Source organism: Stenotrophomonas sp. 22692 (assembly GCF_052045015.1).
In the GTDB taxonomy this organism is placed as follows: domain Bacteria; phylum Pseudomonadota; class Gammaproteobacteria; order Xanthomonadales; family Xanthomonadaceae; genus Stenotrophomonas; species Stenotrophomonas geniculata.
The window spans coordinates 315,465-340,255 of record NZ_JBQEMR010000002.1 but is presented as its reverse complement, the minus strand read 5'-3'; the positions used below and the strand labels follow the sequence as shown (position 1 = coordinate 340,255).

Annotated in this window: 21 protein-coding genes and 1 pseudogene; 13 read left to right on the top strand and 9 right to left on the bottom strand. The window is 66.8% G+C overall.

The window, feature by feature from the left end:
* Window positions 1–18: 18 nt before the first annotated feature.
* Window positions 19–906 carry a LysR family transcriptional regulator gene (locus tag ACTJJM_RS03880; RefSeq protein ID WP_241873738.1) on the top strand — a complete coding sequence of 296 codons (888 nt, stop codon included), beginning with the start codon at window positions 19–21 and terminating at the stop codon, window positions 904–906.
* Between the two features lie 44 nt (window positions 907–950).
* On the opposite strand, the gene ACTJJM_RS03875 is transcribed toward ACTJJM_RS03880, so the two are convergent.
* The 3 genes from ACTJJM_RS03875 to ACTJJM_RS03865 form a co-directional block, all read right to left on the bottom strand.
* Window positions 951–3,044 carry a TonB-dependent siderophore receptor gene (locus ACTJJM_RS03875; RefSeq protein ID WP_241873740.1) on the bottom strand — a complete coding sequence of 698 codons (2,094 nt, stop codon included), beginning with the start codon at window positions 3,042–3,044 and terminating at the stop codon, window positions 951–953.
* Between the two features lie 98 nt (window positions 3,045–3,142).
* Window positions 3,143–4,519, bottom strand: coding sequence for a sensor histidine kinase (locus ACTJJM_RS03870; protein ID WP_100447890.1), 1,377 nt, complete (start codon window positions 4,517–4,519; stop codon window positions 3,143–3,145).
* Window positions 4,506–5,189, bottom strand: coding sequence for a response regulator transcription factor (locus ACTJJM_RS03865; protein WP_010483717.1), 684 nt, complete (start codon window positions 5,187–5,189; stop codon window positions 4,506–4,508). The genes ACTJJM_RS03870 and ACTJJM_RS03865 overlap by 14 nt, the downstream gene beginning before the upstream one ends.
* A gap of 156 nt (window positions 5,190–5,345) precedes the next feature.
* Between ACTJJM_RS03865 and ACTJJM_RS03860 the strand changes: the two genes are divergently transcribed.
* The gene (locus ACTJJM_RS03860) at window positions 5,346–6,521 is read left to right on the top strand and encodes an efflux RND transporter periplasmic adaptor subunit (RefSeq protein WP_171953959.1); all 1,176 of its coding nucleotides are present in this window, start codon (window positions 5,346–5,348) and stop codon (window positions 6,519–6,521) included.
* 4 nt (window positions 6,522–6,525) lie between these two features.
* Window positions 6,526–9,627 carry an efflux RND transporter permease subunit gene (locus ACTJJM_RS03855; RefSeq protein ID WP_241873741.1) on the top strand — a complete coding sequence of 1,034 codons (3,102 nt, stop codon included), beginning with the start codon at window positions 6,526–6,528 and terminating at the stop codon, window positions 9,625–9,627.
* Window positions 9,628–9,902: 275 nt separating this feature from the next.
* Here the strand turns inward: ACTJJM_RS03855 and ACTJJM_RS03850 are convergent, their stop codons facing one another.
* Window positions 9,903–10,307 carry a GFA family protein gene (locus ACTJJM_RS03850; protein ID WP_049410238.1) on the bottom strand — a complete coding sequence of 135 codons (405 nt, stop codon included), beginning with the start codon at window positions 10,305–10,307 and terminating at the stop codon, window positions 9,903–9,905.
* Between the two features lie 171 nt (window positions 10,308–10,478).
* On the opposite strand from ACTJJM_RS03850, the gene ACTJJM_RS03845 reads away from it, so the two are divergent.
* Both ACTJJM_RS03845 and ACTJJM_RS03840 read left to right on the top strand, forming a co-directional pair.
* On the top strand, window positions 10,479–11,453 hold the full coding sequence (locus tag ACTJJM_RS03845) for an Lnb N-terminal periplasmic domain-containing protein (RefSeq protein ID WP_125437402.1): 975 nt from the start codon (window positions 10,479–10,481) through the stop codon (window positions 11,451–11,453).
* Entirely contained in the window at window positions 11,453–13,477 is a 2,025-nt protein-coding gene (locus ACTJJM_RS03840; RefSeq protein ID WP_010483707.1) for an esterase/lipase family protein, read from the top strand. Before ACTJJM_RS03845 ends, ACTJJM_RS03840 begins: the two co-directional genes overlap by 1 nt.
* A 46-nt stretch (window positions 13,478–13,523) precedes the next feature.
* Here ACTJJM_RS03840 and ACTJJM_RS03835 read toward each other — a convergent pair whose 3' ends face one another.
* Entirely contained in the window at window positions 13,524–14,945 is a 1,422-nt protein-coding gene (locus ACTJJM_RS03835) for an MFS transporter (protein ID WP_440865163.1), read from the bottom strand.
* Window positions 14,946–14,974: 29 nt separating this feature from the next.
* Between ACTJJM_RS03835 and soxR the strand changes: the two genes are divergently transcribed.
* The gene (gene soxR / locus ACTJJM_RS03830; protein WP_010483703.1) at window positions 14,975–15,409 is read left to right on the top strand and encodes a redox-sensitive transcriptional activator SoxR; all 435 of its coding nucleotides are present in this window, start codon (window positions 14,975–14,977) and stop codon (window positions 15,407–15,409) included.
* A 73-nt stretch (window positions 15,410–15,482) separates the two neighbouring features.
* On the opposite strand, the pseudogene ACTJJM_RS03825 reads toward soxR, so the two are convergent.
* Window positions 15,483–16,112: pseudogene (locus ACTJJM_RS03825) on the bottom strand (short chain dehydrogenase); the annotation flags it as partial.
* Window positions 16,113–16,183: 71 nt separating this feature from the next.
* Here ACTJJM_RS03825 and ACTJJM_RS03820 point away from each other — a divergent pair.
* On the top strand, window positions 16,184–17,059 hold the full coding sequence (locus tag ACTJJM_RS03820; protein WP_029379886.1) for a LysR family transcriptional regulator: 876 nt from the start codon (window positions 16,184–16,186) through the stop codon (window positions 17,057–17,059).
* A gap of 59 nt (window positions 17,060–17,118) precedes the next feature.
* Here the strand turns inward: ACTJJM_RS03820 and proC are convergent, their stop codons facing one another.
* Both proC and ACTJJM_RS03810 read right to left on the bottom strand, forming a co-directional pair.
* Entirely contained in the window at window positions 17,119–17,940 is an 822-nt protein-coding gene (gene proC, locus ACTJJM_RS03815; RefSeq protein ID WP_049481360.1) for a pyrroline-5-carboxylate reductase, read from the bottom strand.
* An 18-nt stretch (window positions 17,941–17,958) separates the two neighbouring features.
* On the bottom strand, window positions 17,959–18,636 hold the full coding sequence (locus ACTJJM_RS03810; protein WP_100447906.1) for a YggS family pyridoxal phosphate-dependent enzyme: 678 nt from the start codon (window positions 18,634–18,636) through the stop codon (window positions 17,959–17,961).
* A gap of 87 nt (window positions 18,637–18,723) precedes the next feature.
* On the opposite strand from ACTJJM_RS03810, the gene ACTJJM_RS03805 reads away from it, so the two are divergent.
* The 3 genes from ACTJJM_RS03805 (at window position 18,724) to ACTJJM_RS03795 (ending at window position 22,108) form a co-directional block, all read left to right on the top strand.
* Window positions 18,724–19,761, top strand: a complete 1,038-nt coding sequence (locus tag ACTJJM_RS03805; RefSeq protein WP_440865162.1) for a type IV pilus twitching motility protein PilT — start codon at window positions 18,724–18,726, stop codon at window positions 19,759–19,761.
* Window positions 19,762–19,860: 99 nt separating this feature from the next.
* A complete protein-coding gene (locus ACTJJM_RS03800; protein WP_006422552.1) occupies window positions 19,861–21,003 on the top strand; it encodes a PilT/PilU family type 4a pilus ATPase in 1,143 nt (380 codons plus the stop codon).
* Between the two features lie 121 nt (window positions 21,004–21,124).
* The gene (locus ACTJJM_RS03795) at window positions 21,125–22,108 is read left to right on the top strand and encodes an aldo/keto reductase (RefSeq protein ID WP_197602104.1); all 984 of its coding nucleotides are present in this window, start codon (window positions 21,125–21,127) and stop codon (window positions 22,106–22,108) included.
* Between the two features lie 62 nt (window positions 22,109–22,170).
* On the opposite strand, the gene ACTJJM_RS03790 is transcribed toward ACTJJM_RS03795, so the two are convergent.
* On the bottom strand, window positions 22,171–23,067 hold the full coding sequence (locus tag ACTJJM_RS03790) for a LysR family transcriptional regulator (protein WP_197602103.1): 897 nt from the start codon (window positions 23,065–23,067) through the stop codon (window positions 22,171–22,173).
* Window positions 23,068–23,160: 93 nt separating this feature from the next.
* Here ACTJJM_RS03790 and ACTJJM_RS03785 point away from each other — a divergent pair, with 93 nt between their 5' ends.
* The 3 genes from ACTJJM_RS03785 to ACTJJM_RS03775 all read left to right on the top strand — a co-directional run bounded on the left by ACTJJM_RS03785 (window position 23,161) and on the right by ACTJJM_RS03775 (window position 24,717).
* On the top strand, window positions 23,161–23,373 hold the full coding sequence (locus ACTJJM_RS03785) for a DUF4287 domain-containing protein (RefSeq protein ID WP_014646220.1): 213 nt from the start codon (window positions 23,161–23,163) through the stop codon (window positions 23,371–23,373).
* A gap of 95 nt (window positions 23,374–23,468) precedes the next feature.
* Window positions 23,469–23,918 carry a GNAT family N-acetyltransferase gene (locus ACTJJM_RS03780; RefSeq protein ID WP_019338302.1) on the top strand — a complete coding sequence of 150 codons (450 nt, stop codon included), beginning with the start codon at window positions 23,469–23,471 and terminating at the stop codon, window positions 23,916–23,918.
* A 91-nt stretch (window positions 23,919–24,009) separates the two neighbouring features.
* Window positions 24,010–24,717 carry a YitT family protein gene (locus tag ACTJJM_RS03775; protein WP_029379885.1) on the top strand — a complete coding sequence of 236 codons (708 nt, stop codon included), beginning with the start codon at window positions 24,010–24,012 and terminating at the stop codon, window positions 24,715–24,717.
* Window positions 24,718–24,791 lie beyond the last annotated feature (74 nt).

Genomic DNA, 24,791 nt, shown 5'->3' with positions numbered 1-24,791 from the left:
TTCACTGCCTGCTCCCAGATGATCGATCTGCGCCTGCTTCGCCAGTTCGTGGCCGTGGCCGAAGAACTGCATTTCCACCACGCTGCGGCCCGCCTGCACATGTCGCAGCCACCGCTGACGGCGGCAATACGTCGGCTGGAAGACGAACTCGGAAGTGAATTGATCGTGCGCGGCAACCGCACCCTGGGTCTGACCGTGGCCGGGCAGACGCTGCTGGTGGAGGCACGTGCAACGCTGCGGCAGGCTGAGCAGGCGTTGCAGCGCACGCGCGAGGCGGCGAGCGGACAGTCTGGCTGCCTGCGCGTAGGCTATGTCGGCAGTGCGCTGTATGGCCACCTGCCAGGTTTGATCCGCCGCTTCCGCCAGCAGTACCCGCAGGTGCAGTTGCATCTGCAGGAAGCCACCTCGCACCAGCAGCAGCTGTGGTTGCGTGAGCAGCGCATCGACGTCGGCGTGTTGATTCCACCGATTCCCGCCGCCGAGCTGGTGCTGCACGACTTCGACCACGACCGTTTGGCGATTGCGCTGCCACGTGCACATGCATTGGCCGATGCGCCGGAGGTCAGTGTGGCGATGCTGTCTGACGAGCCGTTCGTTTCATGGCCAGCGGGCGAGGGCATCGGCTTCCACGCGCAGGTGCTGGGCCTGTGCACCGCAGCGGGCTTCACTCCGCGCGTGGTGCAGGAAGCGCAGGGCATGCACGCGGTGTTGTCACTGGTGGCGGTGGACGCTGGCGTGGCGATCGTGCCGGCCAGCATGGCCAGCTTCCGCCCGCAGGAGATCGTCTATCGCGTGCTGGAGGGCGAAGCCGCCCGTTTCGCCCTGCAGTTCTGCATGCGCCCGGAACCACCGTCACCGGTGCTTGGCAATTTCCTGGACGTGGCGAAGCTGGCTGCCCGCGGCTGAGCCGCCGGTACACCTGCTGAATCGGCGGTCAGCGTGATCCTCGGTCAGAACCGATAGCTGATGGTGCCGGTGACCACGCGCGGGTAGCCGGCGAAGCAGTCGCCAAACGTGCGGCACGGGGCGTAGTAGCGCTTGTCGGTGAGGTTGGTGATGTTCAATGCCATCGTCCAGTCGGCCACCTGCACTTCCACCAATGCATCGGCCAGCGTGTAGCTGGGCGTGATGATGCGCCCGCCATTGCCCAGCGACGCCGTATTGCCGACATGGCGCACGCCCAGCCCCAGGCGCAGGCGTGCGGCATCGTCCAGCTGGAAGCCCTTCGAGACCCAGGCCGAGGCCAGGTCCTGCGGGGTGTCGTTGAGGCGCTGGCCCACTTCCAGCGCGAAGTTGCTGCGGCTGACTTCGGCCTCGTTGCGGGCCACCGCGGCGGTGATCGTCAGGTTGTTGGCGAACTGGAACTGGCCTTCCAGCTCGAGGCCCTTGGAGCGGATCTGCCCGGTCTGCACCACGTTCAGCACGTTGTCCGGGTCGTTGGTCTGGCGGTTGGTTTCGGTGATGCGGTACGCCGCCATCGTCAGCAGCAGGTTGCGTGCCGGCTGCCACTTGATGCCGGCCTCGCTCTGGCGGCCACGCATCGGCTTGAAGGCCTGGCCGAACAGGTCCTGGCCAGTCACCGGCAGGAACGATTCGCTGTAGCTCAGGTAGGGCGATACTCCGGCGCCGAGGTCGCCGATCAGGCCGGCGCGGTAGGTGGTGGCGTTGTCGGTCTGGCTGGGTTGGCCTTCGGTCTTCGAGCGCGCATGGTCGCGGCGCGCGCCCAGCACCAGCGAGACGCGGTCGGCCCAGCGGATCTGGTCCTGCACATAGACACCCAGCTGGGTGGAGGTCTGGTCCGGCTGACGATCCCAGCCACGCACGATCGGTGCGACCGATACCGGGGTGTAGATGTCGATCGGCGTGCCGGTGGCATCCAGCCGCTGCAGCTGCTCCCTGTACTGGCTGTAGTCCACCCCGGCCAGCAGCAGGTGCTGGAAGGCACCGGTGGCGAAGTCGAACTGCAGCGCATTGTCGGCGCTGAAGATCTGCACGTCGGGGCGGGTGCCGTAGGCGGTGCGGTTGACCACGCGGCGGTCGGCATCGATGAAGGGATCTGCCGGATTGCTGTAGCTGTCCACGTACATCTGCTGCAGGGTGGTCCTGCCATCGATGTAGCGCACCGCCGAGCGCAGGCTGAGCACGTCATTGAAGCTGTGGTCGAACAGCGCGGTCAGGCTGTAGACGCGCGAATCGATGCGATCAAAGCCGGGGTGGCCGATGAAGCTGGAGGTGTCCAGGCGACGGTCTGGCGGCGCCAGCAGGGTCGCGGCCAGCGGCAGGAACTGCTGGCTGGAGCCGGTCCTGTCGTGCTGGTAGCTGGCCAGCAGGGTCAGCGTGCTGCGTTCGCCGCGCCAGCTGATCGAGGGCGCCAGGTAGATGCGGTCATCGTTGAGTACATCGGTCTGCATGTTCGATTCACGCACCAGCCCGACAAAGCGACCGGCAACCGTACCGGCATCGTTCAAGGCGCCGCCAATGTCACCCTGAAGCTGCCTGCGGTCGAAGCTGCCGAACTGCACGCCGACCTCGCCCGTGAGGGCGCCGAAGGTCGGGCGCTTGCTCATCGCATTGATGATGCCACCGGTGGCGCCGGCACCGTACAGTACCGAGGATGGGCCGCGCAGCACTTCCACCCGCTCCAGGCCATAGATTTCCGGGCGGGCGAGGGGGCTGAAACCGTAGCTGCGGCGCAGGCCATCCTGGTGCTGCACGGGGTCCAGCCCGCGCACCGAGGTCGCGTCGTTGCGGGTATCCAGGCCCCAGGCATCGGCGGTGACGCCGGCGCTGTAGCGCAGCACTTCCTGCAGGTTGTGCGCGCCGCGATCGGTGAACAGCTGCTGGGTGACCACGCTGATCGCCTGCGGCGTCTCGGTCAGGGCGGTGTCGGTCTTGGTCGCGGTGCTGGCCCGCTCGGCCACCACGGTCACCTTGTCCAGGGTGCGTGCCGCCGGGCCGTCCTGGGCCTGGGCGATGGCCGAGGCCAGCAGGGTGGGCAGGGCAAGCGTGTACAGCAGCGGGCGGCGCGGCGACAGGGCGGGCATCGTCAGGAATCCGGGAAGGCGGTGACGGCGGATTATCCGGATGCTCGACTGCAAATACAAATGATTCCCAAATGCGATTGAATCGCTCGGGACAGGCGTCAGGGCAGGCCATCCGAGGCGCCGCGGATGCTCAGCCAGGCGCCGCCGCCCGGGGCGCTGCCCACACGCAGCCGGAAGCCGTGCAGGCCGGCAATGGCGGCCACTATCGACAGGCCCAAGCCGAATCCAGGTCCCTGGCCGGCACTGCTGCTGCCGCGGAAGAAGCGCTGGTAGATCAGCGTGCGATCCTGCGGCGGGATGCCGGGTCCATTGTCGATCACATCGATCCTCGGCGCGCCGTGATCATCGACCGCACGCAGCAGGATGCGGCCGTGCGCAGGGGTGAACTGCAGGGCGTTGGACAGCAGGTTCGCCACCGCTTCGAACAACAGCTCACGGTCGCCGCGCAGCAGGCCGGCCTGTGGATCCACCTGCAGCTCCAGCAACTGCTGCTTCTCTTCGGCCAGTGGCAGGTAGAACTGGTGCAGTTCCTGCAGCAGCTCGGCAAGGTCGACCTCGTCGAAGGCCGAACGCCGCTGGTGGCTTTCCAGTTCGGATACGCGCAGCAGCGCGGTGAAACGCGCCATCAGCATGTCCGTTTCAGCCAATGCCTTGTCCAGCGGGTCGGCATGCGGATCCTGTTCGTCCAGACCGACGCGCATGCGGTACAGATGCGCCCGCAGGCGGGTGAGCGGGGTGCGCAGATCATGGGCGATGCTGTCGCACACGCCTTTGACCTCGGTCATCAGCTGCTCGATGCGTTCGAGCATGGCATTGACGATGCTCGACAGCCGATCGATCTCGTCGCGACGGTTGGATACCGGCAGGCGCTGGCCGAGGTCGCCGGCGACGATGCGGCTGGTGGCCGCTTCGATCTGCTGGATCCGCTTCAACGGGCGCCGGCGCAGCAGATGCCATCCGACCAGGCCAGGGATGACGGTCAGCGACACGCCCCACAGCAGTGCATCGAGAATGATGCTGTTGACCGCCATGAGCTTGCCGTTCTGGCGCACGAACACCAGCGTCCGCCCGTCCCGGGTCGCTACGCCAAGCGCGCTGCCGCCGCTCTCGTGCTTTCCATCGACCAATGTCCAGCCTTCCACCGGATGCGAGCTGCCATCCAGCGGCAGTCCCGCTGGGATGGCGGTCAGCGGTCCAGCCAATGGCGCGCCGTCGCCGCTGAACAATCCGTAGGTGTAGACCTGGTGCAGGTCGAAGCGCTGGCTGTCGCGCAACGCATCGTCCAGTGCCTGGCCGTCGAATGCCATGAACAGATGGGCACGCTGCTGCAGCCCGGATTCGGTCAGGTCATTGAGATAGTCCGAGATGCGCCAGTACATCACCCCCAGCAGCAGGCTCGACCAGGCCACGAACAGGATGCAGTACAACCCGAGCAGGCGGCTGCTGGACGAGCGCCACTGGTCAGGATTGCGCATCGAAGACATAGCCGGTTCCACGTACGGTGGTGATGGGTTGAGGGCGGCCCGGCTGCTCGATGCGCTTGCGCACGCGGCCGATGTGGACATCGATCAGGTTGGTGCCGGGGTCGAAGTGATAGCCCCAGACTTCCTGGAACAGCATGCTGCGGGTGACCACCTGGCCGGCATTGCGGACCAGGAATTCGAGCAGCTTGAACTCGGTCGGCAGCAGGCTGATCTCCTGCCCGCCACGCCGGGCCGAACGGGTCATCAGATCCAGTTCGAGGTCGCCGGCATGCAGGACACTGTCGGCAGGGCCGGCCTGGCTCTGCCGACGGATCAATACCTCCACGCGGGCCGCCATCTCATCGGAGGCGAACGGCTTGGTCAGGTAATCGTCGCCGCCTGCACGCAGGCCACGCACGCGCTCGTCCACGTCCGACAGCGCGCTGATCATCAGTACGGGGGTGACGATTCCTTCGCGCCGCAGCGCAGTGACCAGCGCCAGGCCATCGATGCCGGGCAGCATGCGGTCCAGGGTGATCACCGCGTAGTCGCCCGCCCGCGCCAATGCCAGGCCGGCAGTGCCGTCAACGGCAACGTCGACCTCGAAGCCATGGCTGCGCAGCTCGGTTGCGATTTCCTCCGCAGTGACAAGGTCGTCCTCGATGGTGAGTACGCGCGGCATGGGCCATTGTGCAGGTTGGATGGCTGCCATCCTCGCAACCGCTCGCGGTGACTGCAAATGAAAAATGTTTCATGCGCGATTCGCCGGATTCCGCGCACAGGTCTTCTATATTCGGCGCCGAGCGTCTCCCCCCGGCGCGCGGAACCCCGGCACCCGATGAACCTCCTGCACATGCCCTTGCCATGCCATGCCCGGCCACTGCGGCTCCGGCGGCCTCTGCTGCTTGCGCTCGTTCTGCTCGGCCTGCTGTCGGCCTGCGGCAAGGATGCGCCCACGCCGGCCGGCAGGCTTCACGAGGTGGAGGTGCTGACCCTGCAGGAAAGGCCGCTGGCGATGGAACAGGAGCTGCCGGGGCGGACCATCGCATCGCAGGAGTCGGATGTGCGCCCGCAGGTGGATGGCGTGCTGGTGAAACGCCTGTTCGAAGAGGGCGAAACCGTGCGTGCCGGGCAGCCTTTGTTCCAGATCGAACCGGCCCTGTACCAGGCGGCGTTGAATCAGGCTCAGGCCAACCTGAAAACCGCCGAAGCGGCGGCAGTGACCGCACGCCTGCGCGCGCAACGGATGCAGGCGCTGGGCGGCGAGCAGCTGGCCGCGCGCCAGGACGTGGATGACGCCATCGCCAGCGGGCAGCAGGCCGCAGCCGCGGTACAGGCGGCACAGGCGAGCCTGGATACCGCGCGCACGCGGCTTGGTTTCGCCACGGTGACCGCGCCGATCGCCGGTCGCATCGGCCGCGCGCTGTTCACACCGGGTGCGCTGGTCACCTCGGGCCAGGCCAACCCACTGGCGCGGATCCAGCAGGTCGACCCGATGAACGTGGACATCACCCAGTCCAGCAACGAGTACCTGGCCTTGCGCCGCGCCATCGCCGACGGTGGCGTGCAGGCCACCACCGCTGCGGTGCGGCTGAGGCTGTCCGATGGCAGCGCGTATCCGTTGCCCGGCACTCTGGAATTTGCCGATATCGACGTGCAGCAGGAAACCGGCAGCATCACCCTGCGTGCACGTTTTCCCAATCCCGCCGGGCAGCTGCTGCCAGGCATGTACGTGCGCGCGCTGGTGGGGCAGGGCACCCGCCAGCAGGCGCTGCTGGTGCCACAGGCTGCGGTCGACCGCAGCCCGAAGGGCGAGGCGCAGGTGTGGGTGGTGGATGAGGGCGGCAAGGCGAAGCTGCGCCTGTTCCGCACCGCGCGTGCGGTGGGCGATCAGTGGCTGGTGCTCGATGGCCTGGCCGCCGGTGAACAGGTGGTGGTGGCCGGCACGCAGGGCCTGGCCGATGGCATGGCGGTACGGGTGAAGTCTGCGCCGGCACCGGCCGGGAAGGACTGAGCAGATGCTGCCGCGCTTCTTCATCCATCGCCCGGTGTTCGCCTGGGTGCTGGCGATCTGCATCATGGCGTTTGGCGCGATCGCCGTCAGCCAGCTGCCGGTCGAACAGTACCCGGACATCGCACCGCCACAGGTCAACATCACCGCGAACTACACCGGCGCCTCGGCGCAGACGGTGGAAGACAGCGTCACCCAGGTGATCGAACAGCAGATCAAAGGCATCGATCACCTGTTGTATTTCTCGTCGACCAGTTCGTCATCGGGGCAGGCGCGCATCACGGTCACATTCGACCAGAGCGCCAACCCGGACATTGCCCAGGTCCAGGTGCAGAACAGCGTCAACCAGGCCATCAACCGGCTGCCGCAGGAAGTGCAGCAGCAGGGCGTGACGGTCGCCAAGTCGCAGGGCGACTCGCTGATGGTGGTCTCGCTGTATGACACCAGCCGGCGCATGGAACGGGTGGATGTTTCCGACTTCCTGGTCAGCAACGTGCAGGATCCGATCAGCCGCATTCCGGGTGTCGGCGAGATCAATGTGTTCGGCTCGGCGTATGCGATGCGCGTGTGGCTGGACCCGCACAAGCTGCGCGCCTACGACCTGATGCCGGCCGACGTGCGCACGGCCATCCAGGCCCAGAACACCCAGGTCACGGCCGGCGAACTGGGCGCATTGCCATCCAGCGCAACGCAGAGCCTGAATGCCACCGTCACTGCCCAGTCGCGGCTGCAGACGCCCGAACAGTTCCGCGCGATCATCCTGCGCACGCTTCCCAGCGGCGCTGCAGTGCACCTGGGCGACGTGGCACGGGTGGAGATCGGTGCCGAGAACTACCAGACCAGCAGCTATCTCAATGGCTATCCGGCGGCGGGTTTCTCGGTCACGCTGGCCTCCGGGGCCAACGCGCTGGCCACCGCGGATGCGGTCCGTGAGGAGATCGAACGCCTGCGACCAACGTTCCCGCCCGGGCTGCAGGTCGCCTATCCGCGCGACAGCACACCGTTCGTGCGGGTCTCGATCGAGGGTGTCATCCATACCCTCATCGAGGCCATCGTGCTGGTGGTCGTGGTGATGTTCCTGTTCCTGCAGAACCTGCGCGCTACGTTGATCCCCGCGATCACGGTGCCGGTGGTGCTGCTGGGCACGTTCGGCGTGCTGGCGGTCGCCGGATTCACGATCAACACGCTCACCTTGTTTGCGATGGTTCTGGCGATCGGCCTGCTGGTCGACGACGCGATCGTGGTGGTGGAGAACGTGGAGCGCATCATCCACGACGAGCACCTGCCGCCACGCGAGGCCACCGAAAAATCGATGGGCGAGATCACCGGCGCGCTGATCGGCATCACCGTGGTGCTGGGCGCGGTGTTCCTGCCGATGGCCCTGTTCGGTGGTTCCACCGGCATCATCTACCGCCAGTTCTCGATCACCATTGCATCTGCGATGGCGCTGTCGGCGCTTGTCGCGCTGACGCTGACCCCGGCGCTGTGCGCGACCCTGCTCAAGCCATCTTCGGCGCAGAAACCGCAGGGCCGCTTCTTCAGGGCCTTCAACCGGGGTGTCGAGCGCAGCCAGTTGGCCTATCAGGGAAAGCTCGGTGGCGTGGTCGCCCGGCCGCGGCGCTGGATGGCGTTCTACCTGCTGGTGGTGGTCGCCATGATTGCGCTGTACGCGCGCATGCCCACCGGCTTCCTGCCGGTGGAAGACCAGGGCCAGGTGACCTTCCAGTTCTCCACGCCGGAGGGCACGCCGATGGCGCGTACCGAAGCGCTGGGCGAGCAGATCAGCCGCTACTTCATGGAGCACGAGAAGCAGAACCTGGACGTGGTGTTCGTGGTGGTTGGCCGCAACAATGCCGGCACCGGCCAGAACGCCGGACAGGGCTTCCTCGCACTGAAACCCTGGGATGAGCGTACCGGCGACAACACCGCTGCGGCGATCATCACGCGTGCCAATGCCTACTTCCGCGGGTTGCCCGATGCCAGGGTCAATGTGCTTGCACCGCCGGCGGTGCGTGGACTGGGCCAGTCCAGTGGCTTCGAACTGTGGATGCAGGACACCAGCGCCGCCGGGCGCGTGGCCCTGCAGGCAGCGCAGGAACAGGTGGTGCGTGCGGCCGGCGAAGACGATGGGCTCACCTCGGTGCGCCTGAACGGCCTCGGCGACAAGGCCGAGCTGCGGCTGGACATCGACCATGCGCAGGCCAGCGCGCTGGGGTTGTCCCAGGCTGACATCAATTCCACCCTGTCGGCGGCCTGGGGCGGCAGCTACATCAACGATTTCCTCGATCGCGGTCGGGTCAAGCGTGTGTACATGCAGGGTGACCAGCCCTACCGCAGCGTGCCCGACGACATCGGCCAGTGGTATGTGCGCGGTGGCAACGGCCAGATGGCGTCGTTCGCCAGCTTCGCCAGCAGCCACTGGGCGCGCGGGCCCCAGCTGCAGCAGCGCTTCAACGGTCTGCCGGCGATGCAGATCCAGGGCGGTGCCGCCGAAGGACGCAGTTCGGGCGAGGCGATGCAGCGCATGCAGGCGCTGATTGCGGACCAGGCGGGATTCGACCTGCAGTGGAGTGGCCTGTCCTACCAGGAGCGGTTGGCCAGCAACCAGACGCTGTGGCTTTACCTGGCCTCGATTGCCTTCATCTTCCTGTGCCTGGCTGCGCTCTATGAAAGCTGGACGGTGCCGGTGGCCGTGGTACTGGTGATTCCCTTGGGCGTGATCGGTACCGTGCTGGCGACCACCGCGGCGGGCTTCGTCAACGACATCTACTTCCAGGTCGGGCTGCTGACCACCATCGGCCTGTCGGCGAAGAATGCGATCCTGATCGTGGAGTTCGCCGAGGCCCGCTATCGCGCGGGCAGTTCAGCGGTGGAGGCCGCGCTGCAGGGCGCACGCCTGCGCCTGCGTCCGATCGTGATGACGTCGTTGGCCTTTGTGGCCGGTGTGATTCCGTTGGCGTTGGCCACCGGTGCCGGTGCGGTCAGCCGTCGTGAGATCGGCATGAGCGTGATCGGCGGCATGGTCTCCGGCACGGTGCTGGCGGTGGTGCTGGTGCCATTGTTCTTCGTGCTGGTGCGCCGCCTCGGCCGGTCACGGCCGCAGGACTGAGGGGGGGCGCGGCTGTCATCTGGCTGCCGCAGCACCATCACCCGTCCTTTGCCCAGGTGTCGCTAGCGTAGGTCGTCCCCGTCCCCCACGGAGACCTGCCATGTGGCTGCTCGATCATCTCTGGCCCGGCCGCAGACCTGTCCCTCCCCCGGTCGCTGCCGAACCACAGGCGACGCCCCGTCGGCCCTGGCTGAAACGCCCGGTGCGGGCCGGCCGCAGTGGCATGGCGCCGTGGCAGAAGGTCGCCGCACCGCCACGGCGGACGCGCCACTAGGCTAATCGCCGCGGTCGGCCGGGTGGTTGACCCCGTCGTTGACCGGAATGATGCCCAGTGCGAACGGGTCGATGCCCTCCAGGCAGGCCACGTTGTAGCCGTACTGGTCCGGGTTGGAACGACGCCGGTGGTGGGTGTAGATGCCGCACACACCGCAGAAATAGTGCTCGGCCACATGCGTGTTGAACTGGTACAGCTGCAGGTGGTTCTGCCCGCGCATCACCTGCAGGCCCGCGCGTGCGACGCTGGCGGCGATGGCGCCACGGCGGCGGCACATCGAGCAGTCACAGCGGCGCGGGTCGACGATGCCATCAGGCAGGTCCAGCAGCAGTTCGACCGTGCCGCAGTGGCAGGTGGCGCGATGCCGGGGTTGGACCGGAACGCCGGCCACGGAAGTGATGCCCATCGTTGCTCCTGTGAAGTGAATCTGGCCGCAGAGGCCGCCGCCGACGGTGCACCGGCCTGCCTGAACGGGCCGTAGATGCCACGGTGAACCCGCTTGTGGCTAACTATGCGGCTTCAAGACCGCGACAGGACGCCAGTGAACGCCGCAGGACGTTGGATGACAGGAAGTGCCATGGCGCTGCTGGCGCTGTGGGTGACCGGGCTGCTGGCCTATCAGTTGCCGGGGCCGGGCTGGCTGGCCACCGGCGTCGCCGGGCTGTGGCTGCTGGTTGCGCTGTGGGCGTCGTGGCGGGTCGCGCGGGGCCGTGCCTCGCGCCGCCTGGGTCTGGCGTTCGGGGCATCGCTGGCGCTGGCCGGCCTGTGGTGGCTGCTGCTGACCCCGCGCCAGGACCGGTTGTGGGCCGATGACGTGGCGCAGCGCCTGCACGTGGTGTCCTTCGATGGCCGCCACGTCGTGCTGGACAATGTGCGTGACTTCAGTTGGCGCACCGAAACCGACTACGACGCACACTGGGTGCGCCGCGAGTACGACCTGGACCAGCTGCGCTCGGCCGACCTGGTGCTGTCGTACTGGATGGGCCCGGCCATCGCCCACACCCTCATCTCGTTCGGCTTCGAGGACGGTCGCCACGTGGTGTTCTCGCTGGAGATCCGCAAGGAGCGCGGTGAGTCGTTCTCGGCGCTGGGCGGCTTCTTCCGCAAGTTCGAGATGACCCTGGTGGCGTCGGAGGAGACCGACATCATCCGCACACGCACCAACGCGCGTGGCGAGGACGTCTACCTGTACCGCCTGCATGGTATGGACCGCACGCAGCTGAAGGAACTGTTCGCTGCGTACATCGCGCAGGCCCGCGAACTGGATGCGAAGCCCGGCTTCTACAACACGTTGACCAGCAACTGCACCACCATCGTCTTCGACCTGGCCCGCCACATCGCACCGCGCCTGCCGCTGGATTACCGCCTGCTGCTGTCCGGTTACCTGGCCGAGTACGCGCAGGAGGTCGGCGCGCTCACTCCAGGCGTGCCGTACGCCGAGCTGCACGACAAGGGCCGAATCACCCAGCGTGCGCTGGACCTGGGCGATGGCCCGCACTTCTCCACCGTGATCCGCCAGGGCGTGCCCGGCACCGAGCAGGACCCACAGTAATGACCCAACTCTTTCTGACCCGCTGGCAGCGCATGCTGCCGGCGCTGCTTGCCGCCTTCCTGCTGCTGGGCAGCAGCGGCTGTGCGATGGTGACCGTCAAGCAGGTCAAATCCAGCGATTCGCTGGTCAACAAGCGCGCGGATGTGCTCAACACCGGCAAGCTCAGCCCAGCCGCGCGCGAGACGCTCAGCGCGGCGGGCCTGGACGAGTCGCAGTGCGAGAAGGACTTTCTGGTCTGCCGCAGCACGCTGCTGATGACCGATGACCTCAATGTCGAGCAGCGGCTGTCGGCGCTGTCCGAATTGTGGGTGAAGGCCGCGCTGGCGCTGACACCGAAGAAGACCGCAGCGGGTGATCCGCCGATGAGCGATGCGGCATTGGATGCCTGGCTGGAAGCGGCGCGTTACGCGTATGCGTATCTGTTCTACAGCGGCAGGTCCCCATCCGACCGTGCCTTCGAGGACCGGCAGACGCAGGTGCGTGACTACTACAACTACGCGGCCGAGAAAGCAGCGGTGGTGCTGTTCGTGCGTGCGCGTGCGGCGGCACTTGCCGGCGAGGACTACACGAAGCCGGTCTCGGTCGGCAGCTGGTCGCTGGCCTCCAACTACCAGCAGTTGAACCTGAAGAGCATCCCGGCGCAGTTGGTGCCGGCCGGTACCGTCAGTTTCGTCGGCCTGCGCAGCACCTATCGCCGCGATGGTTTCGGCGCCGAGCTGGTGATGGTGATGGATCCGCCGAAGCTGGTCGCGCCGGTGATCGAACCCGATGGCCCGAAGGCCGAGACCACGCAGGACGACGGCGACGACGCGCACCGTGGCCGTCGTCATCGCCATGACGATTCGGTGCCCGAATTCAGTGAGATGTCCTCGATCAACGTCACCGCACTGCTGCGTTTCGAGGGCAGCAGCCTGGAAGACGTGATGCGCACACGCCGGGTCGAGCTGGATGCCTATTCGCCGGAAGCCACCGAGCGCATCACCCTGCACGGTGAGCAGGTACCGCTGGCCGGCAACTTCACCGCGGCCTATGGCCTGTGGCTGGCGCAGAGTGGCTTCGCCCGGCAGTCGCTGCGCACCCTGTTCGGCATGAGCGAGGGCATCGGCGAGCCGCACATCTACCTGATGCAGCCTTGGGACCCGAACCGGCGCATCATCTTCATGCTGCATGGCCTGGCCAGCAGCCCGGAAGCCTGGGTGAACCTGGCCAATGAGATCATGGGCGATCCCGAGCTGCGCCAGCAGTTCCAGGTGTGGCAGGTCTATTACCCGACCAATGCGCCGATCGCACTGAACCGCTACGAGATCGCCAATGCGTTCAACGACACGCTGAAGCATTTCGACCCCAACGGCAGCACGCGTGCATCGAAGGACATGGTTTACATCGGCCACAGCATGGGCGGTGTACTGGCGCGGCTGCTGGTGAGCGACTCGGGCGACGTGCTGTGGAATGACCTGCTGGCCAACTACGACCTGAAGGGTGAACGGCTGAAGCGGGTGCAGAACAAGCTGGGGCCGCTGCTGCATTTCAAGGCACAGCCGAACGTGGAACGCGCGATCTTCATCGCCGCACCGCACCAGGGTACCGACATCGCCGGCAACAAGGTCGGCCGCCTGATCGGTCGCCTGGTGCGCCTGCCGCTGACCATTCTCGGCAAGTTCGAGGACGTGTTCATGGCACTGGCGCAGGCCGAGCAGCAGGTCGATGGCACCGCCAAGCCGAAGATCCCGAACAGCATCGACAACCTCAAGGCCAGCGATCCGTTCGTGAAGGCCGCCGCACAGCTGCCGATCGAAGCGGGCCTGAAGTACCACTCGATCATCGCCCAGCGCAAACCGGAACTGCCGGTGGAGAAGTCCGATGACGGGCTGGTGCCGTACTGGAGCGCACACCTGCCGGGCGCATTGTCGGAGAAGGTGATCATTTCCGGCCACAGCGTGCAGGAGACCCCGCAGGCGGTGCTGGAGGTGCGGCGCATCCTGCATCGGGACATCGATGATGTGGGAGCCGACAGGACACCCTGACCGCTGCGTTCGCCGGGCGTGGCCCGGCGGAATCCGCCCGGTGGTGTTACACCCGCCGCGCGATCACCGTGGCCAGCAGCGCCAGGCCGAAGGTGATCGCCAGGCACAGCGCGTAACCGGTGTGGGGTGCGCTTTGCACGAACAGCGCGAACAGCGCGCCGGAAACCGCCAGCGCGGTGGTCACCGACAGCGCCTCGCTCAGCTGCAGTGCCGAGGTGTTGGTACCCTGCTCCTGCGGCGCCGACAACGACAGCGTCAGCACCGACAGGCTCGCGTAGATCATGCCCATGCCGAAGCCGGTCACGGCCCAGCCGAGCAGCGACACCGGCAGTGGCACCACGTTGAACAGCACGGCCAGCGTGGCGGCGATGCCGACCGTCATCATCGTTGTGCCCACCCGCAACAGCTGCTGGCGCGACCAGCCACGCTGCTGGTGACCCTGCAGCCATGAACCGGCGAACCAGCCCAGTGCGCCAAGACTGAGCACGGCACCGGCCCAGCTGGGCGAGAGCCCGCGTTCGCGCTGCAGCAGCAGCGGCAGGTAGGCCTCGCAGGCGAAGAAGGCGGCCGCCGCGACGCCGCGCAGCGCGATCACGCTGGGCAGGCCACGGCGCAGGATCAGGGTTCCGGGCGGAAGCAGTCGATGCACGCAGAACAGCAGCCCCAGCATCGCCACGCCGATGCAGAGCAGCGCAGGCAGGCCCTGCTGCTGGCCGCCGAAGTAGAGCAGCAGCGCCGCCAGCGAGGCACCACTGGCCCAGCGCACAACGTTGCCTCGCCCATCGTTGGCGAGGCCGCCATCGGTGGGCTGCATGCGCGTGAGTGCCGGGCGCAGCAGCAGCGCGGCCGGAATGGCCAGCAGTGGCACGGCCAGGAACACCCAGCGCCAGCCGAGATGCTGCACGATCAGCCCGCTCAGCGCGGGGCCGATCATGGACGGCACCACCCAGCCGGCCGAGAACGCGGCGAATACCTTCGGCCGCAGATGCTCGGGGTAGCTGCGGCCGACCATCACATACAGCGAAACCGAGATCGCGCCCGCGCCCAGGCCCTGCAGAAGGCGTCCTGCCACCAGCATGCCCATGCGCATGGCAAAGCCGGCCAGCAGCAGGCCTAGGACGAAGCAGGCCAACCCGTACCAGAGCGGCCGTGCCGGCCCGTGGCAGTCGGCCCAGCGTCCGGCCAGGGTCATGCCGATCACGCTGGTGGCCAGGGTACCGCCGAAGGCCAGTGCGTACAGGCGCAGGCCGTCCAGTGCCACGGCCACGGTCGGCATGGCGGCCGCCACCGCCAAGGCCTCGAAGGCGTGCAGCGCGACCAGCGCCACCATGCCAAGGGTGGTGGCGCGATAGCGGGGGGACAGGATCGACGTATCAGCCTGCACAACCGCGTCGGCGGGCGAAACAGTGGGGGACATACAAGTTGGATGCGGGCCGCGCTTGTCAACTGGCGGCGAAGATAGCAGCATGCCACCTCAACTGCAGTTGAGGTCAAGCAATGGTGTCCCAGGAACTGAGCGTAGGCGAAGTCTCCCAGCGCAGTGGCGTGGCGGTTTCGGCGCTGCATTTCTACGAGCGCAAGGGGCTGATCAGCAGCCTGCGCACCTCGGGCAACCAGCGTCGCTACAGCCGTGACGTGCTGCGACGGTTGGCCGTGATCCGTGTCGCGCAACGGGTGGGCATGCCACTGGAAGCCGTCGGCCGTGCCTTCGAAAGCCTGCCCGAGGGCCGCGCACCGACCAAGGCCGACTGGGCCAAGCTGTCCGCGCGCTGGCGCACCGAGCTGGAGGAGCGCATCCACATGCTGCAGCTGCTGCGCGATGAGCTGACCGGCTGTATCGGCTGCGGCTGCCTGTCGCTGCAGCGCTGCCGCCTGGCCAATCCCGAAGACATCCTGGGCGAACGCGGCGACGGCCCGATGCGCTGGGAGTGACCCACGAAAACGGGACGGAGGGGATTATGTCGTTTGTGCATTAACGACTTAATCCCCTCCGTCCCCTTTTTTCTTACCAGACCGTGATCGTCTCGCCGCTCTGGATGCCTTCCACTGCACGCTGGAAGGCCAGCGCCGCGCGCTGCGCGCTCACGGCTTCGAAGCCCGGGAAGTAGGGGCCGTACGCCGCCATCGATTCGATCAGCACGTTCGGGCTGACCACGTTGATGCGCAGGCCGCGCGGCAGCAGTTCCAGTGCTGCCGCACGCACGAAGCCTTCCAGTGCGGCGTTCACGGCGGTGGCGTTGACGCCATCGCGGATCGGTTGGGCGCTGATGATGCCGCTGGTCAGGGTGATCGAACCGCCGGCGTTGAGGTGGTGCTGGGCGGCCAGTGCCAGCCGCACCTGCCCCAGCAGCTTGTCCTGCAGCCCGATGTTGAACTGTGCTGGCGTCATCTGCTGCAACGGGCCGAAGTGCACCGAGCCGGTGGTGGAGATCACCGCATCGACCGGGCCGGTACGCGCGAACAGTTCGGCGACGCTGGCGTCATCGGTCAGGTCCACTCGGAGTTCGCCGCTGCTGCGGCCGGCGGCGAGAATCTGATGCTGTTGGCCGAGCTGGCGGGCGACTGCCTGGCCGAGGGTGCCGCTCGCACCGACGAGGAGGATCTTCATGGCCGTTCCTTGCGTGAGGGAGTGAGCGCAGTCTGCGCCGTCACGGTGCGGTTAGGTAAGCGGCGTATGCTTCGCAGATTCCTAACTCTGGATTAGCAATGGATACCCTTCGCTGCATGCAGGCCTTCGTCGCCGTGGCCGAGCGCGGGAGCTTCGCAGGGGCTGCCGAACAGCTGCAGGTCTCGGCGGTGATGGTCGGCAAGTACATCCAGCAGCTGGAGACGCACCTGGGCACCGCGTTGCTGCAACGGAACACCCGCCGCCAGCGCCTGACCGAAGCCGGCAGCGCCTACCTGGCCGGGTGCCGGCAGGTGCTGGAGCAGGTGCAGCAGGCCGAGGCCGACGTGGCCGGACTGCAGATACAGCCACGCGGGCTGCTGCGGGTCAGCGCACCCACCACCTGGGGCAGCTGCGTGCTGGCGCCACAACTGGCCGGCCTGCTGCGCGCGCAGCCGCAGTTGAACATCGAACTGGACCTGAGCAACCGCCGTGTGGATCTGATCGAGGACGGCTTCGACGTGGCGATCCGGGTCGGGCCGTTGCCATCGCAGGAGGTGGTGGCGCGGCCGCTGCCGCCGTATGCGATGAGCCTGTGCGCGGCGCCGTCTTACCTGCGCAAGCGCGGCACGCCGCGTACGCCCGCCGATCTGGAAGGGCATGACTGCCTGAGCCATCTGGCCTGGCGCGGTGGCCACGGCTGGCAGTTGGCCAATGGCGAACAGGTGGATTGGGAGGCGCGCCTGACCTGCAATGACGGGTTTGCGTTGCGCGAAGCGGCGGTCGCCGGCGCGGGGCTGGTGCTGCAGCCGACCGCATTGCTGGCCGGCGAGATCGCGGCAGGGCGGTTGAAGCCGCTGCTGCGCGACTACCTGCCCGAACCACGGCCGATGCACCTGATCTACCTGCCCGACCGCAGGCCGCGTCCGCGGTTGCAGTGCTTCGTCGATTTCGTCATGACCACATTGGGGCAATGAGCATCCACGCCAGGCGTGGATGACGGTGGGTGCCGACCGTTGGTCGGCACGCATCGGGATCAATCATTCGCCGCAGACAGTTCCTGCCCACGCACCTGTGCGGCACGCAGTGCGGTGTCCACCAGGGCCTCGAAGCCACCGGCCTGGAAGCTCTCGATCGCGGCCTGGGTGGTGCCATTCGGCGAGGTCACGCGGCGGCGAAGCTCGGCCGGGCTCTCACCGGCTTCATCAAGCATGCGCGAGGCACCCAGCAGGGTCTGCACCACCAGCGTGCGCGCGGCGTCGGCTGGCAGGCCCTGGGCAATACCCGCCGCTTCCATCGCTTCGGCCAGCAGGAACACATAGGCCGGGCCACTGCCGGATACGGCAGTCACTGAATCCATCAGCGCCTCGCTGTCGATCCACACGGTGCGGCCTGCGCTGGCCAGCACCTTCTCGGCCTGTGCGTGCTGCTGCGTGTCCACCGACGGTGTGGCGAACAGGCCGGTCACACCTGCGCCGAGCAGGGCCGGGGTGTTCGGCATCGCGCGCACCACTGCCAGGTCGCCTCCCAGCCAACGCTGCAGCTGCGCGCTGGTGATGCCGGCGGCAATCGACACCACCATCGGTCGGTTCGCCTGTGCCAGTGCCCGCAGCGACTGGCAGACCTCACGCAGCACCTGCGGCTTCACCGCCAGCAGCCAGGTGCTGCCCTGCGCAGCGGCATCAATCGCGTTGTCATGCACCTGCACACCGAAGTCGGCGGCCAGCGCCTGGCGCAGTTCGGCCACCGGTTCGGCGACGTGGATGTGCGCGGCGGGTGTGCCCTGGCGGATCAGGCCGGCGATCAGGCTGCGCGCCATGTTGCCGCCGCCGATGAAAGTGATGGAATCAGCTGCCATGGAAAGCTCCTTGGAAAGTCAGGCTGGGCGCGGGCGCGCGCCGAACAGTGCGGTACCGATCCGCACCAGGGTGGCACCCTCGGCGATGGCTTCGGCGTAGTCGCTGCTCATGCCCATCGACAGCGTGTCGATCTGCGTGTGCTGGGCAGCCAGCGACTGGAAAAGTGTGCGCATGCGCACGAATGCATCCCGACGGTGCTCGGCCTCGGGCCATGGCGCGGGAATCGCCATCAGTCCGCGCAGGCGCAGGGTGGGTTCGGCGGCAATTGCGGCGGCGAGTACGTCCACTTCCTCCGGTGCACAGCCATGCTTGCTGGATTCGTCGTCGATGTTGACCTGGATCAGCACGTTCAGCGGGCCGCGCGCGGCCGGGCGATGGCGCGCAAGCGCCGTTACCAGCTTGGGCCGGTCCACGCTCTGCACCCAGTCGAAGTGGGTGGCCACGGCATCGGCCTTGTTCGACTGCAGGTGGCCGATCAGGTGCCACTCCAGCGCCAGGTGCTGCAGCGCCTGCATCTTGGCCAGCGCTTCCTGCACATAGTTTTCGCCGAAGGCATGCTGGCCCTGTGCGGCCAGCGCGGCCACGGCCTCGGCCGGTTGGGTCTTGGACACCGCCAGCAGGCGTGGATCGGGCCTGCCCGCGGCCTCGGCGGCGGCATGCAGGTTGCTCAGGATCTGGGGCAGGGGAGTGGCCACGTAACGCGTTCCGTTGAATCAGGAGGCTATACTGCCGCCCGGGGAAAGATCCTTCCAGTCGAAGCCGTTATTGGGGAGTAGCCGCTCATGGATATCGCCGAACTGTTGGCGTTTTCCGTAAAGAACAAAGCGTCCGACCTGCACCTGTCCGCAGGGCTGCCGCCGATGATCCGCGTGGACGGCGACGTTCGCCGGATCAACATCCCAGCCCTGGACCACAAGCAGGTCCATGCGCTGGTGTACGACATCATGTCCGACAAGCAGCGCCGCGATTACGAGGAATTCCTCGAAGTGGACTTCTCCTTCGAGATTCCGTCGCTGGCGCGCTTCCGTGTGAACGCGTTCAACCAGAACCGCGGCGCCGGTGCGGTGTTCCGTACCATTCCGTCCGAGGTGCTCACCCTCGAGGACCTGGCCTGCCCGCTGTTGTTCCGCGAAGTGATCCAGCAGCCGCAGGGCCTGATCCTGGTGACCGGTCCGACCGGCTCGGGCAAGTCGACCACGCTGGCGGCGATGATCGACTACATCAACAAGAACGAATACGGCCACATCCTCACCGTCGAGGATCCGATCGAATTCGTGCACACCTCGCAGAAGTGCCTGATCAACCAGCGCGAAGTGCACCGTGATACGCATGGTTTCAATGAAGCGCTGCGCTCGGCACTGCGTGAGGACCCGGACATCATCCTGGTCGGCGAACTTCGCGACCTGGAAACCATCCGCCTGGCGCTGACCGCCGCGGAAACCGGCCACCTGGTGTTCGGCACCCTGCATACCAGCTCGGCGGCCAAGACCATCGACCGCATCATCGACGTGTTCCCGGCCGGCGAAAAGCCGATGGTGCGCTCGATGCTGTCCGAGTCGCTGCGTGCGGTGATCTCGCAGGCGCTGCTGAAGAAGGTCGGCGGCGGTCGTACCGCTGCGTGGGAAATCATGGTCGGCACCCCGGCCATCCGCAACCTGATCCGCGAGGACAAGGTGGCGCAGATGTATTCGGCCATCCAGACCGGCCAGCAGTACGGCATGATGACCCTGGACCAGCACCTGCAGGACCTGGTCAAGCGCAGCCTGATCACCCGCAACCAGGCCCGCGACTACGCCAAGGACAAGCGCCTGTTCGAGTAAGGCAGGGCAGCCACGGGCGGCGCGTGCAATGGCGCGGCCGCTCCGTGTTGTTTCCTCCACCGACCGTTACCTGGTAAACCGCTTTTCCGGGAGCCTGCCGTGAACACCACCGCGACCACCATCGATTTCACTTCGTTCCTCAAGCTGATGGCGCACCAGCGCGCCTCGGACCTGTTCATCACTGCGGGCATGCCGCCGGCGATGAAGGTCAACGGCAAGATCTCGCCGATCACGCAGACCCCGCTCACGCCGCAGCAGAGCCGCGACCTGGTGCTCAACGTGATGACCCCTGCGCAGCGCGAGGAGTTCGAGAAGACGCATGAATGCAACTTCGCCATCGGCCTGTCCGGTGTCGGCCGCTTCCGCGTCAGCTGCTTCTACCAGCGCAACCAGGTCGGCATGGTGCTGCGTCGCATCGAGACGCGCATTCCGACCGTGGAAGAGCTGAGCCTGCCGCCGATCATCAAGACGCTGGCGATGACCAAGCGCGGCATCATCCTGTTCGTTGGTGCCACCGGTACCGGCAAATCGACATCGCTGGCGGCGATGATCGGCTACCGCAACCAGAACTCGACCGGCCACATCATCACCATCGAAGACCCGATCGAGTTCGTGCACAAGCACGAGGGCTGCATCATCACCCAGCGTGAAGTCGGCATCGATACCGACAGCTGGGAAGCGGCGCTGAAGAACACACTGCGCCAGGCGCCGGACGTGATCATGATCGGCGAAGTGCGTACCCGCGAAGGCATGGACCACGCCATCGCGTTCGCCGAAACCGGCCACCTGGTGCTGTGCACCCTGCATGCCAACAACGCCAACCAGGCGATGGACCGCATCGTCAACTTCTTCCCGGAAGACCGCCGCAACCAGCTGCTGATGGACCTTTCGCTGAATCTGAAGGGCGTGGTTGCGCAGCAGCTGATTCCTTCGCCCGATGGCCGCTCGCGCAAGGTGGCGATGGAGATTCTGCTGGGCACGCCGCTGGTGCAGGACTACATCCGCGATGGCGAGATCCACAAGCTGAAGGAAGTGATGAAGGACTCGGTCCAGCTGGGCATGAAGACCTTCGACCAGAGCCTGTTCGAGCTGTACCAGGCCGGTGAGATCAGCTACGAGGACGCACTGCGTTACGCCGATTCGCAGAACGAGGTGCGCCTGCGCATCAAGCTCAGCCAGGGCGGCGACGCGCGTACCCTGTCGCAGGGGCTGGATGGCGTGGAGATCTCCGAGATCCGGTGACCCGGCCGGCAACGGTCGTGACCGGATTGATGAATTCCAGTCATGACCGACTGCCATCCAGTCGGTTCAATCCAGCGCCCCAGCAGGCGTATCGTCAGCGCTCCCCCTCTGGAGCATGACGATGCAGACACGTGAACTCGGCCGCAGTGGCCTGAAGGTTTCCGCCCTCGGCCTGGGGTGCATGGGCCTGAGCCACGGCTATGGCCAGCCGGTCGAGCGCAGCCAGGGCATCGCCCTGCTGCACGCTGCGGTGGAACGCGGCGTGACCTTCTTCGATACCGCCGAAGTGTACGGCCCGTATACCAATGAAGACCTGCTCGGTGAGGCGCTGGCGCCGTACCGCGACACGCTGGTGATCGCCACCAAGTTCGGCTTCAAGGACGCGCGCGTCGATACCGGCCTGGACAGCCGCCCGGAGAACATCCGCGCCGTGGCTGAAGCCAGCCTCAAGCGCCTGCGTACCGACCATATCGATCTGTTCTACCAGCACCGCGTCGACCCGAACGTGCCGATCGAGGATGTGGCCGGCACCGTGCGCGACCTGATCGCCGAGGGCAAGGTCGGCCACTTCGGCCTGTCCGAGGCCAGTGCTGCCACCGTGCGTCGCGCGCATGCGGTGCAGCCGGTGGCTGCGGTGCAGAGCGAGTACTCGCTGTGGTGGCGCGAACCGGAGCGTGAACTGCTGCCGACGCTGCAGGAGCTGGGCATCGGCTTCGTGCCGTTCAGCCCGCTGGGCCGCGGCTTCCTGACCGGTGCGATCAACGCCGACACCACCTTCGACGCCAACGATTTCCGCAACAGCGTGCCGCGTTTCGAAGTGGAAGCGCGTCGCGCCAACCAGGCGCTGGTGGATCGCATCAGCACGATCGCGGCGGCGCGGGGTGCGACCCCGGCGCAGGTGGCGCTGGCCTGGCTGCTGGCACAGGCGCCGTGGATCGTGCCGATCCCAGGCACCACCAAGGTCCTTCGCCTGGAGGAAAACCTGGGCGCGGCCGACCTGCAGCTGGCACCGGAGGAGCTGCAACGCATCGCACAGGCGCTGGACGAAGTGTCGATCGTCGGCGAGCGCTACAACGCGCAGCGCGCCGCCCAGGCCAAGGGCTGATCAACAGCTGGGTGCGGAACGTTGGTGGTGGGTGCGGACCGTTGGTCCGCACTCCTTGATCCTCACCCCATCGGCCCACGCAGCGCATCAAGCACCGTGCGCATCGCCACGGTGACGTGGCGGCGCGACGGGTAGTACGCGTAGTAGCCATCGAAGTGGGGGCACCAGTCGTCCAGCACCGACTGCAGCCGGCCATCGTCCAGCATCGGCTGCACCTGGTCTTCCGGCAGCCAGGCCAATCCGCTGCCGGCCAGCGCAGCGGCGCGGGTCATGCCCATGGTGTTGAAGGTCCACTGGCCGGTGACGCGCACGCTCAGTTCGTTGCCATCCTGGCCGAAATCCCACGGCATCAGCCCACCATGCGTGGGCAGGCGCAGGGTCACGCAGTTGTGGCCTGCAAGCTCGTCCGGATGCCGTGGCACCACATGCTGGCGGAAGTAGCTGGGCGCGCCGACCACGCGCATGCGCAGCGGCGGGCTGATCGGCACAGCGACCATGTCGCGCGCCAGCCGCTCGCCGAGGCGGATGCCGATGTCATAGCGCTCGGCCACGATGTCGGCCAGCCCGTAGTCGGCGGCCAGTTCCACCTTCAAATCCGGATACTGCTGCAGCAGCGGCGCCAGCCGTGGCCATGCGATGTACTCGGCGGCGTGGCCGGTGGCATTGATGCGGATGGTGCCGGCCGGGCGTTCACGGTACTCGGCCAGCGCGGCCAGCCCGTCCTCGATCTCGGCCAGGCGCGGACCCAGGGTATCGAGCAGGCGGGCCCCGGCTTCGGTGGTGGAGACGCTGCGGGTGGTGCGGGTCAGCAGGCGCACGCCGAGACGTTCTTCCAGACCGCGCATGGCATGGCTGAGCGCGGACTGGGATACGCCCAGCTGGGCGGCGGCCTTGGTGAAGCTGCCCTCGCGGGCAACGTGGACGAAGGCCTGCAGGTCGTTGAGATTTTCGCGGGGCATGACAGGATGATACGGCTCCCGGATTGAACGGATCTGTCGATTTCCGGCTCCCCGGTTCGTCGTACCGGTACATCCAACGCAAGGAGCTTCCGCATGAGCACTGACACCAAGCCCAAGGGCCCGGCCTCGTACTTCCCCTCCATCGAGAAGACCTACGGGCAGCCGGTGGCGCACTGGTTCGGGTTGCTGGCCGGGAAGAAGGGCCTGAAACACATGGAACTGGTCAGCTTCCTGAAGAGTGAACATGGGCTGGGCCATGGCCATGCCAACGCGCTGGTGGCGCACCATCTGGCCGGCAAGGGCTGAGCAGGCAACCCCGCGCTGAACGGTTGTCGGCGGCCTCGCCCCACGGGATGCAGGGACGGGCAGACTGGGCGTCCATCCTCAGGCAGGACGCCCGCATGCAGGTCACGCTGGAAACGATCACCTCCGACAACTACGAGGCGGTGTGCGACCTTGACGTCAGCGAGGCGCAGCAGGACTTCGTGGCCGGCAATACCTGGTCGCTGGTGCAGGCAGCCTTCAATCCCGGTTACCAGACCCGCGCCATCCGTGCCGATGGCGAGTGGGTCGGGTTCTTCATGTGGGTGCCGGAGACGCCGCAGCGGATGTCGATCTGGCGCTTCATGGTCGATCAACGCTGGCAGGGCCGCGGCATCGGTCGACGTGCGCTGGAACTGGCGCTGGCGCAGATCCGGGCCACGCCCGGGCTGGCCGAGATCGAGATCTGCTACAACCCGCGCAATCCGGTGGCCGGCGCCTTCTACGGCAGCTTCGGTTTCGTCGAGACCGGAATGGACGAGGCCGGAGAAGACATGCTGGCCGTGCTGACTGCAGCGGTCCCGAAATAACTGAATGGGCAAGGGTGGCTGAACGATTTCATCTGCAACTGTCATGCAGATCGTGTCTAATACCGCTCCCCACCTGCTGTTCCCCACCCGTATGTCCCTTCCCTCCCATGGCCCCGCGCCGTGCGACGACGCTGACGGCCACCTGGTCACCGCCGGCCCGCTGACCCCGCCGCCCGATAGCGCCGGCACCACCGCCGACGAAAAAGCGCTGCGCCACTCGATCGCCGAGGATGTGCAGGGCATGGTGCTGGCCACGATGGTGGCCTCGCTGGGCCTGGCCATCTTCGCCAAGAGTGGGCTGATGATCGGCGGCATGGCCGGCATGGCGTTCCTGCTGCATTACGCGCTGGACTGGAACTTCGGCGTGGTGTTCGTGCTGGTCAATCTGCCGTTCTACTGGGTGGCGGTGCGGCGCATGGGCTGGGAATTCACCCTGAAGACCTTCGCCGCGGTCACCGCCTGCGGCGTGCTGACCGACCTGCTGCCGCGCTGGATCGACTTCTCGCACATCCACCCGCTGTATTCGGCGATCGTCGGTGGCGCATTGTCCGGCCTGGGCATCCTGTTCTTCATCCGTCACCGTGCCAGCCTCGGCGGTATCGGCATCCTGGCGGTGTACCTGCAGCGCACCCGTGGCTGGAGCGCGGGCAAGGTGCAGATGTCCTACGACGCCTGCCTGATGGTGGCCGCGTTCTTCGTGCTGTCGCCTTCCAAGGTGCTGTATTCGGCCATCGGCGCGGTGGTGCTCAGCTTGGTGCTGATGTTCAACCACCGCCCCGGCCGCTACATGGGCGTGTGATCGCGCTCTCCGCGTTCGCCGGGCATGGCCCGGCGCTACTACGTGGCGGTTCCGGTAGCGCCGGGCCATGCCCG